The 12,942-nt window shown below is 71.6% G+C and carries 10 protein-coding genes; 3 read left to right on the top strand and 7 right to left on the bottom strand.

Features of this window, described 5'->3' with window-relative positions:
* Positions 1-63 precede the first annotated feature (63 nt).
* The 7 genes from AB0K52_RS01980 to hemE form a co-directional block, all read right to left on the bottom strand.
* On the bottom strand, positions 64-1,935 hold the full coding sequence (locus tag AB0K52_RS01980; protein ID WP_363524776.1) for a hypothetical protein: 1,872 nt from the start codon (positions 1,933-1,935) through the stop codon (positions 64-66).
* 104 nt (positions 1,936-2,039) lie between these two features.
* Positions 2,040-3,884 carry a dihydroxy-acid dehydratase gene (gene ilvD, locus AB0K52_RS01975; RefSeq protein ID WP_363524773.1) on the bottom strand — a complete coding sequence of 615 codons (1,845 nt, stop codon included), beginning with the start codon at positions 3,882-3,884 and terminating at the stop codon, positions 2,040-2,042.
* A gap of 83 nt (positions 3,885-3,967) precedes the next feature.
* On the bottom strand, positions 3,968-4,393 hold the full coding sequence (locus AB0K52_RS01970; protein ID WP_363524770.1) for a S24/S26 family peptidase: 426 nt from the start codon (positions 4,391-4,393) through the stop codon (positions 3,968-3,970).
* Positions 4,380-4,586, bottom strand: coding sequence for a hypothetical protein (locus tag AB0K52_RS01965; protein ID WP_363524767.1), 207 nt, complete (start codon positions 4,584-4,586; stop codon positions 4,380-4,382). The genes AB0K52_RS01970 and AB0K52_RS01965 overlap by 14 nt, the downstream gene beginning before the upstream one ends.
* Positions 4,586-5,299 carry a hydrogen peroxide-dependent heme synthase gene (gene hemQ, locus AB0K52_RS01960; protein WP_363524764.1) on the bottom strand — a complete coding sequence of 238 codons (714 nt, stop codon included), beginning with the start codon at positions 5,297-5,299 and terminating at the stop codon, positions 4,586-4,588. The genes AB0K52_RS01965 and hemQ overlap by 1 nt, the downstream gene beginning before the upstream one ends.
* Before the next feature lie 12 nt (positions 5,300-5,311).
* Positions 5,312-6,721, bottom strand: a complete 1,410-nt coding sequence (gene hemG / locus AB0K52_RS01955) for a protoporphyrinogen oxidase (RefSeq protein ID WP_363524761.1) — start codon at positions 6,719-6,721, stop codon at positions 5,312-5,314.
* The gene (gene hemE, locus AB0K52_RS01950; protein ID WP_363524759.1) at positions 6,718-7,773 is read right to left on the bottom strand and encodes a uroporphyrinogen decarboxylase; all 1,056 of its coding nucleotides are present in this window, start codon (positions 7,771-7,773) and stop codon (positions 6,718-6,720) included. Before hemE ends, hemG begins: the two co-directional genes overlap by 4 nt.
* A 256-nt stretch (positions 7,774-8,029) precedes the next feature.
* Between hemE and AB0K52_RS01945 the strand changes: the two genes are divergently transcribed.
* From AB0K52_RS01945 to AB0K52_RS01935, 3 genes are all read left to right on the top strand, one after another.
* The gene (locus tag AB0K52_RS01945; protein WP_363524756.1) at positions 8,030-9,244 is read left to right on the top strand and encodes an HRDC domain-containing protein; all 1,215 of its coding nucleotides are present in this window, start codon (positions 8,030-8,032) and stop codon (positions 9,242-9,244) included.
* 188 nt (positions 9,245-9,432) lie between these two features.
* A complete protein-coding gene (locus AB0K52_RS01940) occupies positions 9,433-10,623 on the top strand; it encodes a thiolase family protein (RefSeq protein WP_363524753.1) in 1,191 nt (396 codons plus the stop codon).
* Entirely contained in the window at positions 10,623-12,707 is a 2,085-nt protein-coding gene (locus tag AB0K52_RS01935; protein WP_363524750.1) for a 3-hydroxyacyl-CoA dehydrogenase NAD-binding domain-containing protein, read from the top strand. Before AB0K52_RS01940 ends, AB0K52_RS01935 begins: the two co-directional genes overlap by 1 nt.
* The last annotated feature ends 235 nt before the right edge of the window (positions 12,708-12,942 follow it).

Here is a 12,942-nt window from a genome sequence, read left to right as displayed (position 1 = left end):
CCGAAAGTGCATGAGGCGGTGCGGCGGGCGGGTACGGGAGTCCGACTTGGCAGGGATCGGGGCTTACGCGGCCTGTCCGTCGGCGGCGGTCGGCGTGCCGGGCGGCGCGGCGAGGGCGTTCGGGGCCGTTGCGGCGGGCAGGGATTCACGGAGTCGGGTGAGGGCGGCGCGGACGGCGACGGCCTGTTCGGCCGCTTCGCGCTCCTTGAGCTCGGCGTCGTCGCGGGCCTTGACGAGGGCGGCGCGGGCGTCGGCGAGCTGCTCGTCGCGTCGGACGCGCTGCTGGGCGGCTTTGGCGGTGTCGCGGCGGTGGATCACGATCGGGAAGAGCGCGGCGAGGACGAAGATGAGGGTCGCGAACCACTGGCCGGGGATGAGCATGAGGAGGCCGACCAGGACGAGGCCCGCGGCGATCGACGCGGTGAGCGGCTTCGAAGGTCCGGCGGTGTCGAAGGCCTGGCCGATGCGGCGTTCGACGACGGCGAGCTGGTCGGGGTCGTGGCCGTCGCTGGTGACCGCGATGAGTTCGCCGCGACGGCGCACGGTGACGGTGGGCTTCTCGGTGGTGTCGAGCGCGGCTTCGATGCGGTCGAGGCGTTCGCGGAGGACCGGTGCGGCGAGGCCGAGGGCGATGCGGCGCAGCGGGATCGGCGCCTCGGGGTCGAAGAGGTCGCGGCGGACGAGTTCGGCGAGGTCCCCGACCGGGTCGGCCCAGGAGCGCTGGTCGTCTTCGCGCCCTTCGGAAGACGGGTCGAGCTCGGCCATCTGCCGGACCAGCGGCAGCTCGGCCGCGCTCGGTTCCTCGATGAGTGCTTGGAGGTAGGAGCGCCAGGCGGTGTCGTCGCGGTCGGTGGGCTCGTCGAGCGCCGGTTCGCCGTTCCCGGCCTCGGGCGCGCCTGCCGCATCGCTGAGGGCGGCATCGGTGGCGAGCGGTCCGGCCGGCGCGGCTGTGTCGTCGAGGCGCAGCGCGCCCGCTTGCGCGCTGAGCGGCCCGGCCGGTGAGGCGGTGAGGATCGAGGCGTCATGCGGCGGCCCGCTCGCGGCGTCGCCTTCGGCTCGAGCCTCCCGCTCAGGTACCTCGGTGAGATGGGCGTGCAGGGCCGTGAGCGCTTCGAGCCGCGTCGGCCGCTGCTTGCCGACCGCGCCGAACCGCGCGATCGCCTCGTCCCACGTCGCGAGTGCTTCGTCGTCGAGCGCGTCGGGGTCGAACCGCTCGGCCAGCAGCGGGGCGATCTGCGCTTCGGCGCCGGGACCGAACTCCCCCAGGGCCGCCTGCACCCACAGCGTCCGCCAGGCCCGGGCGATCTGGCCGGGTTCGGCTGCGCCGAGGTCGGCGGGCTCGCTCAGCAGTCGCAGTGCGGCCGCGTCGATGAGGGCGGGCTGGTCGAAGCATCGGCCGATCGCGAGGCTGAACAGCTCGGTCCGGACCGCGTCGCGCTCGCGCGCGGCCTCGAGGCCCGTTCTGAAGTCCGCGAAGGCGTTCCCGGCGGTCCGCTGCCGCGGCGCCCGGTCGCGCAGCACCAGCGGCAGTACAGCGGCCGCAGCGGACGGCAGCCAGTAGCCGGGCACGTCCTCGAAGCCGCGCAGGACCGGCTCGCGGCCCTCCGCCAGGGCGCGCACGGTGTTGCGGATCTCCTTGCGCGCCTGGTACTCGTCGAACTCGACCTGCTGGAACCGCAACTCGGTCCAGCGGAACAGCGTGTCGAGCCGCGAGTCCATGCGGGCGGCGGTCGAGGAGATCCGCTGGTCGAGCTTGGCCTCCGCGGCCCGGCGTTCCCGTTCGAGCCGGCGGGTCCGCGCGCGCTGCTGCTCGATCGCGGCTTCCTGCGCCCGCTCGCGCCCGGAGTCCGTCCAGTACCAGGTCTGCAGGGGCTCGCTGGTGTACGAGTAGTCGCTGGAGTACGAGGTGTCGCCTGACGAGTGGCTGTCGCTCATTGCGGGCGCTCCGGGGCAGAGGGGACCGTGGGCCGCTTCATTGTGCCCGGAGCGCGCCAACGGCGGGGTCCCCGAGAAGGGACCCCGCCGCCGACGGCCTAGCGCTAGTTCACTTTGCGGACCGCGCCGTCGCTGGCCGGGGTGGCCATCGCGGCGTACGCCTGCAGGGCGCGGGAGACCACGCGGTCGCGGGAGACCGGCGTGTACGGCTGCTCGCGCTTCTCCTGGGCCACACGGCGTTCGGCCAGGACCGAGTCGTCGACCTTCAGCTCGAGCTTCCGGGCCGGGATGTCGATCTCGATGATGTCGCCGTTCTCGACCAGGGCGATCAGGCCCTCGCCCGCGGCCTCGGGGCTGACGTGCCCGATCGAGAGGCCGGAGGTGCCGCCCGAGAAGCGGCCGTCGGTGATCAGCGCGCACTTGCGGCCCAGGCCGCGGCCCTTGAGGAACGAGGTCGGGTACAGCATCTCCTGCATGCCGGGGCCGCCCTTGGGGCCCTCGTAGCGGATGACGACGACCTCGCCCTCGACCACGGACTTGTCGAGGATGCCCTGGACCGCGTCGTCCTGCGACTCGAAAACGTGGGCCGGACCGGTGAAGGTCCAGTTCTCCTCGGGCACGCCCGCCACCTTGACGACGCAGCCGTCCTCGGCGAGGTTCCCGAACAGGACCGCCAGGCCGCCGTCCTTGGTGTAGGCGTGCTCGACGGAGCGGATGCAGCCGTCCTCGGCGTCCGTGTCCAGGGTCTTCCAGCGGTTCGAGGTCGAGAACGCCTGCGTGGTCCGGACGTTGCCGGGCGCGGCGTGGTACAGCTCGATCGCCTCGGGCGCGGGCGACTCGGCGCGGATGTCCCACTTGCCGAGCCATGCGGCCAGGGTCGGGGCGTGGATCGAGCCGACGTCCTCGTGGAGCAGGCCGCCGCGGTAGAGCTCGCCGAGGATCGCGGGGATGCCGCCGGCGCGGTGCACGTCCTCCATGTGGTACTTCGCGGAGTTCGGGGCGACCTTCGACAGGCACGGGACGCGGCGCGAGACCGCGTCGATGTCGGCGACGTTGAAGTCCAGCTCGGCCTCGCGGGCGGCCGCGAGCAGGTGCAGGATCGTGTTCGTGGAGCCGCCCATGGCGACGTCGAGCGCCATCGCGTTCTCGAAGGCCTGCTTCGTCGCGATCGAGCGCGGCAGGACCGACTCGTCGTCCTGCTCGTAGTAGCGGCGGGCCAGGTCCATCACGACGCGCCCGGCCTCTTCGAAGAGGGCGCGGCGGGCCGTGTGGGTGGCGAGGGTCGAGCCGTTGCCCGGCAGGGACAGGCCCAGCGCCTCGGTGAGGCAGTTCATCGAGTTCGCGGTGAACATGCCCGAGCAGGAGCCGCACGTCGGACAGGCGTTCTCCTCCATCTGGCGCAGCTGCGCGTCGGAGACGTCGTCGTTCGCGGCGGCGATCATCGGGTCGATGAGGTCGAGCTTCTGCGTGACGATCCCGTCGTTGTCGATCGTCTTGCCGGCCTCCATGGGCCCGCCGGAGACGAAGACGACCGGGATGTTCAGGCGCAGGGCGGCCATGAGCATGCCGGGGGTGATCTTGTCGCAGTTCGAGATGCACACGAGCGCGTCGGCGCAGTGGGCGTTGACCATGTACTCGACCGAGTCGGCGATGATCTCGCGCGACGGCAGCGAGTAGAGCATCCCGGAGTGGCCCATCGCGATGCCGTCGTCGACGGCGATCGTGTGGAACTCCTTGGAGACGCCCCCGGCCGCGGCGATGGACTCGGCGACGATGTCGCCCATGTTCTTCAGGTGCACGTGCCCGGGGACGAACTGCGTGTACGAGTTGGCGATGGCCACGATCGGCTTGCCGAAATCGGAGTCGGTCATGCCCGTTGCGCGCCACAGCGCGCGAGCGCCCGCCATCTGGCGGCCGTGAGTGGAAGTACGAGATCGAAGCGCTGGCATGGGTCAAGTCTGCCACGTCCCGAATGGCGGGAAGATTCGCCCGGACCTTAGGACTGCCTAAGGTCCGCGCAGGTGGACGCGGGTCAGAACGTGCGGATGACTGAACCAACGATCAGGTTCCCAGGGCACGGCCCGTGCCGGCGCGAGTCCTCCCCCGCCGGGTTGTCCGAGAGGAGGAAGTAGTGCCCGGGCGGGACCGCCTCGCCGGAGCCGGGCATCGGCTCGTCCGGCCCGGCTGCGACGCGTTTCACCCACCAGGGTGCTCGAGCGCGTTTCGCCTCGGCCCAGCCGAGCTGCGGATCGGGCGCGGCCACCACGACGATGTCGCCGGTCGCGATCCGGCTCGTGCGCTTGGCCAGCACCTCCTGGCCGTCGCGCAGCGCCGGCTCCATCGAGACGCCCTCGACCTTGACGAGCAGCCAGCGGCGCCGCAGCTGCCGCACCGACTCGGCCATGAGCGCCGCGACAACGACCAGCGCAACGACGAAGAACCAGCTAGAAGAGGTCATCGATGCCGCCGTCGTCGGACTCCTCCGGCCGCTTCTTGCGGAAGCGCTCGAACACCGAGAACGAGGTCAGGCCGAGCGCGGCCGTCATCGCGAGGATCGCGTACAGCGCCGCGACGATCAGCAGCCCGATGAACGCGAACTGGACGATCAGCAGGCCGCCGAACCCGGCGGCGGCTCCGTCTGCGAGCACCACTACGGCAGGTCGTTGATGATGTCGGTGATGCTCCGGCGCTTGCCCGTGAAAAACGGGATCTCCTCGCGCACATGGCGTCGCGCGCCGGAGGCGCGCAGCTCGCGCATGAGGTCCACGATGCGGTGCAGCTCGTCCGCTTCGAAGGCGAGGATCCACTCGTAGTCGCCGAGGGAGAAGGCCGGGACGGTGTTGGCGCGCACGTCCGGGAAGTCGCGGGCCATCTGGCCGTGCTCGCGCAGCAGGTCGCGGCGCTCCTCGTCCGGGAGCAGGTACCACTCGTAGGACCGCACGAACGGGTAGACGGACACGTAGCCCTTCGGGTCCTCGGTGAGGAACGCCGGGAGGTGGCTGCGGTTGAACTCGGCGGGGCGGTGCAGCGCCATGTTCGACCAGACCGGCGCGAAGTGGCGGCCGAACGCGGTGCGGCGGAAGTCCGCGTAGGCCTTCTGCAGCTGGTCGCTGGACTCGGCGTGCCACCAGACCATGAGGTCGGCGTCGGCGCGCATCCCGGTCAGGTCGTAGGTGCCGCGCACGGTCACGCCCTGGTCGCCGCAGTGCTTCGCGAAGAACGCCTCCGTGTCGCTGGCGAGGTCCTGCCGGATCGAGGGCATGGGCTCCTCGACGCGGAACACCGACCACAGCGTGTAGCGGATGGTCTCGTTCAGTTCCTTGATCCGCTGCGCGTTCGGGTTGTTCCCCTGGTGTTCAGCCACGTTGCGGCCCTTCTAGTGCGAGTGCGTCAACTGTTCTGCGATGGTAGTGGCCGCCTTCTGGCCCGACGCGATGCACGCCGCGATGCCGACGCCGTCGACGGCCGCGCCGGCGATGGCGATGTTCGGGTGCGCCGCGAGCGCTTCGCGGGCGGCGGCGACGCGGGCGACGTGGCCCGGCGCGTACTGCGGGAGGGCGCCGCCCCAGCGGTCGATGCGCTGCTCGACGGGTTCGGGCAGGCGCTGGCCGAGGTGCTCGCCGAGTTCGCGCAGGGCGGTCTTGGCGAGGGTGGCGTCGTCGTACTGGAGCAGGGCCTCCTCGCCGAGGCGGCCCATGGAGACGCGCACGATCTGGCGGCGGCGTCCCAGGTGCGGCCATTTCTTGCTGGCGAAGGTGGCGGCCTTGACGGTCTTGCCTTCCGATGCGGGGGTGAGGAACCCGGAGCGCTCGGGCAGGTCGACCTTGTCGAATGCGAAGGCGGCCAAGGCGACCGAGGCGTAGGCGACGCCCGAGAGGGCGGCGGCGGCCTGGGGTTCGACGGCGCGCAGGAGCACGGCGGCCGGGGACGCGGGCACGGCGAGGATCACCGCGTCGGCGGTGATCTTGATCGGATCGGGCACCGGTCCGGCGATGACCTCCCAGCCGTAGGGGGTCTGGCGGAGTTCGCGCACGGTCATGCCGAGGCGCACTTCGGCGCGGGCCGTGGCGGAGGTGGCGGTGACGAGCCGCTCGAGGCCGCCGTCGACCGTCGCGAACACGGGCGTGCGGGGGGCCTCGCTCGCCGGCCGCTTGATCTCGTTCACCGCATCGGTAAGGCGCGCATGGCGTTCGAGCGCGGCGGCGAGCTGGGGCATGACGGCGCGCACGGAGAGCCGGTCGACGTCGCCGGCGTAGACGCCGCCGAGCATCGGGGCGACGAGCCGGTCGAGCACTTCGTCGCCGAGGCGCGAGCGGACCAGCGCGCCGACGGAGATGTCCCCGCCCGCTTCGAGGATCGGGAGGCCGTTGTCGGGGCGTTCCTTGGCGTTCGCGATGGCGGCGACATCGGCCGGGTCGCCGGGGATGCCCATCATGTGCCCGGCCGGGAAGTCGAGGAGTTCGCCCCCGATGCTCAAGGCGGGCTTGGCGTCGGAGGGGTAGACGAGCGCGTCGCCCAGGCCGACGGCCTCGGCCAGCGCGATGGCCTCGGGCCGGGCGGCGAGGAGCGATTCGGCGCCGGTCTCGACCGGGCGTCCGGCGAAGTCGACGGTGTGGATCTTGCCGCCCAGGCGCATCGCCTGCTCGGCGACGATGATCTCGGCGTCGGGGCCGAGGAGGTCGCGGAGGCGGTGCGCGGCGGCGAGGCCGGTGATGCCGCCGCCGACGATGAGGACCCGGGTGCGGCCGGGCGTGCCCGTCACGCGGGCGGGCGTCATGGGGCTCATCGGGCGGTGACCTCGTGCACGTGGTCGACGACGAGCTTGAGCTTGGCGGGGTCGGTCTCGGGGAGGACGCCGTGGCCGAGGTTGAAGATGTGGCCCTTGGCGCCCTTGGCGGCTTCGAGCACGGCGTCGGTCTCGGCGATGAGGGCGTCGTCCTCGGCGAAAAGCATTGCCGGGTCGAGGTTGCCTTGGAGGACCTTGTCCGGCAGGCGCTTCGCGGCGAATCTTCTTGTAACACTGTCGAGGGGGATGCGGTAGTCGATCCCGAGGACTTCGGCGCCGGTCTCGGTCATCGCTTCGAGGAGGTGGCCGGTGCCGACGCCGAAGTGGATGCGCGGCACGGACTGCGCGACACCCATGAGGGCGGCGGTGGAGTGCGGCAGCGCGAAGCGGCGGTAGTCGGCCTCGGAGAGCGCCCCGGCCCAGGAGTCGAAGAGCTGCACGGCCTGCGCGCCGGCCTCGACCTGGACGCGGAGGAACTCGCCGCAGATGGCGGCGAGGCGGGAGGCGATGCCGTGCCAGATCTCAGGCCGGGACTTCATGAGCGCCTTGGTCTTCGCGTGGTCGCGGCTGGGGCCGCCCTCGATGAGGTAGGAGGCGAGCGTGAAGGGCGCGCCGGCGAAGCCGATGAGCGGGGTGTCGCCGAGTTCCTTGACGAGCAGGCCGATGGCCTCGGTGATGTAGGGGACGTCGCAGGGGTCGAGGTTGCGCAGGCGCTTGACGTCGTCCTCGGTGCGGAAGGGCTCGGCGACGACGGGGCCGACGCCGGGGACGATCTTGACGTCGACGCCGATGGCGGCGAGGGGCACGACGATGTCGGAGAAGAAGATCGCGGCGTCCACGCCGTAGCGGCGGACCGGCTGCATGGTGATCTCGGTGACGAGCTCGGGGGTGCTGCAGGCCTCGAGCATGGTGGTGCCTTCGCGGACCTGCTTGTACTCGGGGAGCGAGCGCCCCGCCTGGCGCATGAACCAGACGGGCGTGTGGGCCGGCGCTTCGCCGCGGCAGGCCGCGAGGAACGGGGACGCTGTGGGAACCGCTGCTGCGTTGGACACGGGGCAATCCTTTCACGCCGACCGCACGCCCGCCCGCAGCGGCGAGTGCGATGTGGCCCGCACCGGAGGGGTCGCGTTCGGTGGCGTCCGGCTGCGATGTGCCCCGCACTCGAACGCGGGGTGTGGCGGGGCACCCGTCCCGCGGCCGTCCATCATGGAGGGCAAATAGGGCGATTAGCCCACTATCGGGTGGAAATCGGTCTCCAGCGCGGCGGGGCAGTAGCGCGCGCAGGTTACCTGGCCGTACGGTGAACGTGTGACCGATCCCCAGCCCGAGACCGAAGCCGAACTCCTCACCGAGCCGCGTGAAGGCATGCCGCCGCTCATCCAGACCTCCGGCGAACTCGCCGAGGCCGCCGCGCGCCTCGAGGCCGGGTCCGGTCCCATCGCGATCGACACCGAGCGCGCCTCCGGCTTCCGCTACTCGGGCCGGGCGTACCTGATCCAGCTGCGCCGCGCGGGCGCCGGCTCGGTCCTGGTCGACCCCATCCCGATCGAGGACCTCGGGCCGCTGCGCCGCGCGCTCACCGGCCCCGAGTGGATCCTGCACGCCGCCAGCCAGGACCTGCCGTGCCTGGAGGAGCTCGAGCTGCGGCCGACGAAGCTGTTCGACACCGAGCTGGCCGCGCGCCTGTGCAACTTCGAGAAGGTCGGGCTCGCTTCGATCACCGAGCAGCTGCTCGGGTACCGCCTGGAGAAGCAGCACTCGGCGGCCGACTGGTCCTCGCGCCCGCTCCCCCACGACTGGCTCGTCTACGCCGCGCTCGACGTTGAGCTGCTCATCGAGCTGCGCGGCAAGCTCGCGGCCGAGCTCGCCAAGCAGGGCAAGGCCGTGTGGGCGGACGCCGAGTTCGAGCACGTGCGACTGGCCGGCCCACCGAAGCCGCGCAAGGAGCCGTGGCGGCGCACCTCCGGCATCCACAAGGTGCGCGGCGCGAAGGCCCTCGGCCGGGTGCGCGCGGTGTGGGAGGCCCGGGACAACCTGGCCCGCAAGCTCGACCGCGCCCCGGGCAAGGTCCTGCCGGACGCGGCGATCGTCGAGGCCGCCACCGCCGACCCGACCGACTTCGCGGAGCTGATGAGCCTGCCCGGGTTCCGGCGGCGCGGCGGGCGCACGAACGCGCGGCTGTGGCTCGCGGCCCTCGCCGACGCGCGCCTGGTCCCGAACGACGAGCTGCCGTCCACGACCCCGCCCCAGGACGGCCCGCCCGCGACGCACCGCTGGGCCGACCGCGACCCGGTCGCGGCCGAGCGCCTCGCCGCCGCCCGCGAGGTCGTCGCCGTGGCCGCCGAGCAGCACAACCTCCCCGCCGAGAACCTCATCGCCCCCGCGCTCGTGCGCGGCCTGGCCTGGGAGCCCCCGAAGAAGGTCACCGAGAAGCACGTCCGCACCGTCCTCACCGAAGGCGGCGCCCGCGCCTGGCAGGTGGACCTCCTCGCCGAAGGCCTCGCCAAGGCCCTCGAGGCCTGATCCCCCGCTCTGCCGGCCCGCTCGCGAGCGGGCCGTTCGGCGTGCCCGCCACCTGCGTTCATGCACGGTTCGCCGCCGCTTCGGCACTAGGCTGGGTGGGGCAGTGACATCGAACTTACTTGCGGGTAACATTCGTTGTGACGTTGCACTCTCAACAACGACGCTGCATACCCAAAGGAGGGGCTGGCGTGAACGACACCATCCGCGATGTCGTCTTCGTCGACGGGGTACGGACCCCGTTCGGCAAGGCGGGCAAACTCTTCGAAGAGACCCGCGCCGACGACATGATCATCCGCTGCATCAGGTCGCTGCTGCGCCGCAACCCGGGGCTGCCGCCTGAGCGGGTCGACGAAGTGGCCCTCGCGGCCACCACGCAGATCGGGGACCAGGGCCTCACGCTCGGCCGCACCGCCGCGCTCCTGGCCGGACTCCCGAAGTCCGTCCCCGGCTACTCCATCGACCGCATGTGCGCGGGCGCGATGACCGCGGTGACCAGCGTGTCCTCCGCGATCGCCGCCCGCCAGTACGACATCGCCATCGCCGGCGGCGTCGAGTCGATGTCGAACCACCCGATGGGCGAAGGCGTGGACCCCAACCCGCGCATCATCGCCGAGAAGCTGGTCGACCCCGAGGCGCTCAACATGGGCAACACGGCCGAGAACCTGCACGACCTCTACCCGCACATCACCAAGGAGCGGGCCGACGCCTACGCCGTGGGCACCCAGCAGCGGTACGCCGCCGCCGTGGAGCGCCTGAGCGCCGACGTCACCACCATGGCCGCGCGCTCCACCGACGACGGCTGGACCGTCGCCACCGCCGACGAGCTGCCGCGCCCGGGGACCACCCTGGAAGGCCTCGCCGGCCTGCGGACGCCGTTCCGCCCGCACGGCCGCGTCACCGCCGGCACCTCCGCGCCGCTCACCGACGGCGCCACCGCGTGCCTCCTGGCCGACGCCGAGACCGCCGCCGAACTCGGCCTCCCGGTCGCCATGAAGATGATCGGCTTCGCCTTCGCCGGCGTCGACCCCGAGACCATGGGCTCGGGTCCGATCCCCGCCACCGAGAAGGCCCTCGCGCGCGCCGGGCTCTCCATCGACGACATCGGCCTGTTCGAGATCAACGAGGCCTTCGCCGTCCAGGTCCTGGCCTTCCTCGACCACTTCAAGATCGCCGACGACGACCCGCGCGTCAACCCGTGGGGCGGCGCGATCGCCATGGGCCACCCGCTCGCCTCCTCCGGCGTGCGCCTCATGACGCAGCTCGCCCGCGAGTTCGCCGTGCACCCCGAGGTGCGCTACGGCATCACCACCATGTGCGTCGGCCTCGGCCAGGGCGGCACGGTCATCTGGGAGAACCCGAACTTCAAGGGGGCCAAGTAATGTACGCGACTCCGCTCGACCTTCCCGACTTCGAGGAAGAGGTCGTCACCGAGGCCCACGTCCGCTACCTGGAGCCCCGCGGGCTCGGCGGCAAGGCCGCGCTCATCACGCTCGACAACGGCTACGACCACACCAAGCCCAGCTCCTTCGGGCCCGGCGGCCTCAAGAACCTGTGGCTCGCCCTGGACGAGGTCGAGGCCGAGGCGGACGTCAAGCTGATCGCCGTGACCGGGAAGCCGTTCATCTTCCTGGCCGGGGCCGACATCAAGCTCATGCCGAACCTCAAGTCCCGCGAGCAGGGCCTGGCCCTGGCGCAGGCCGGACACGCGGTCTACAAGCGGCTCAAGGACTCCGCGGTCCCCACGTTCGCGTTCATCAACGGCGTCGCCCTCGGCGGCGGCTTCGAACTGGCGCTGCACTGCCACTACCGCACCGTCGCCGCCAGCGCGAACGGCCTGGGCCTGCCCGAGGTCTCCATCGGGCTCATCCCCGGCTGGGGCGGCTCGCAGATCCTGCCGAACCTCATCGGGGTCGAGAAGGCCGCGCAGGTCATCGTCGGGAACCCGTTGAACCAGAACAAGATGCTGCGCGGCACGGACCTCGTGCCGATGGGCATCGCCGACGCGCAGTTCGAGTCCGCGGACTTCCTGGAGGAGTCGCTCGAGTGGGCCGTCAAGGTCGCCACGGGCGAGACCGCCGTGGAGCGCCCGGAGATCGACCGCTCGGTGTGGCCGGCGGTGATCGCGGGGGCGCGGCAGCTGGTGGACGAGAAGGTCCACAATGCTTCGGCCGCGGCCGTGCGGGCGCTCGACCTGCTGGAGCTGGCGCAGACCGCCACGTTCGAGGAGGGCTCGCTCGCCGAGGACGAGGCGCTGGCCGATCTGGAGGCGGGGCCGCAGTTCCAGGCGAGCATCTACGCGTTCAACCTGGTCCGGGCCCTCGGCAAGCGCCCTGAGGGCGCGCCGAGCCCGGGGCTGGCGAAGGAGATCGGCAAGGTCGGCGTGGTCGGGGCCGGGCTCATGGCCGGGCAGATCGCGCTCATGTTCGCGCGCCGCCTCGAGGTGCCCGTGGTGATGACGGACCTGGACGAGGAGCGGGCCCAGAAGGGCCTCGCCTATGTGCGGGCCGAGATCGACAAGCTCGAGGCGAAGGGCCGCGCGTCCAGGCTGAAGGCCGCGAAGCTGCGGTCGCTGGTGTCGGCGAGCGCGGACAAGTCCGTGTACGCGGACTGCGACCTGGTGATCGAGGCGGTCTTCGAGGAGCTGGGCGTCAAGCAGGCGGTGTTCGCCGAGATCGAGCCGATCGTCTCGGAGGAGTGCCTGCTGGTCACCAACACCTCGGGGCTGTCGATCACGGCGATGGGCTCGAAGCTGTCGCGGCCGGAGCGCCTGGTGGGCATGCACTTCTTCAACCCGGTGGCGGTCATGCCGCTGGTCGAGGTCATCGCGACCGACAAGACCGACGACGCGACGCTGGCGACGGCGTACGCCGTGGCGAAGAAGCTGAAGAAGACCGCGGTGGGCTCGGCGGACCGGCCGGCGTTCATCGTGAACCGCCTGCTGGGCCGGATGCTGGCCGAGGTCACGGGCGCGGTGGACGCGGGTACGCCGATCGAGGTCGCGGACGTGGCGCTCGACGAGCTGGGGCTGCCGATGCGGCCGTTCGCGCTGCTGGAGCTCGTGGGCCTGCGGGTGGCCTGGCACCTGTGCCAGCACCTGAACGAGGACCTGGGGCCGCGGTTCCCGGCGTCGCAGAACCTGCGGCGCATGGCGGAGGCGGACTTCCCCGTGTTCGACGCTTCGGCGAAGGGCAAGGGGCGCCTGACCGACGAGGCGAAGGGCCTGATCGAGCTGGGCGGCGAGGCGTCCTCGGCCGCGGAGGTCAAGGAGCGGGTGCTCAAGGGCCTGGCCGAGGAGGTCAGGTTCATGCTCGACGAGGGCGTGGTGCCGTCGCCGAAGCAGGTGGACCTGGCGATGATCATGGGGGCGGGTTTCCCGTTCTGGCTGGGCGGGCTGACGCCCTACCTGGACCGCGAGGGGATTTCGGCCGCCGTGTCGGGATCGCCGTTCGCGGCGAACGCTTAGGTGAGCGCGGTCACATTATCTTTGCGCCGAGCCCCGACTCGTCCGAAAGGCTGAGCCGGGGCTCGTCCCGTGTCCGGAGGGGACCCGGGGGCACGTCGGATGTGCCCGCACACATACCGCGATAGAGTCGGTACCGGGCATTTGCCGTGGGCGCATATTACTGGCCGGTTACCCCGCGGCTCCTTCGGAAAACGCGGAACCGAGCGGCTTAGACCTGGCTTTCCGTCCCCCTACG

The sequence above is a fragment of the Glycomyces sp. NPDC049804 genome (assembly GCF_040674615.1).
Lineage (GTDB): Bacteria > Actinomycetota > Actinomycetes > Mycobacteriales > Micromonosporaceae > Glycomyces > Glycomyces niveus.
Note: the sequence above shows the minus strand (reverse complement) of the source record. Positions and strands in the feature narration are given on the sequence as shown.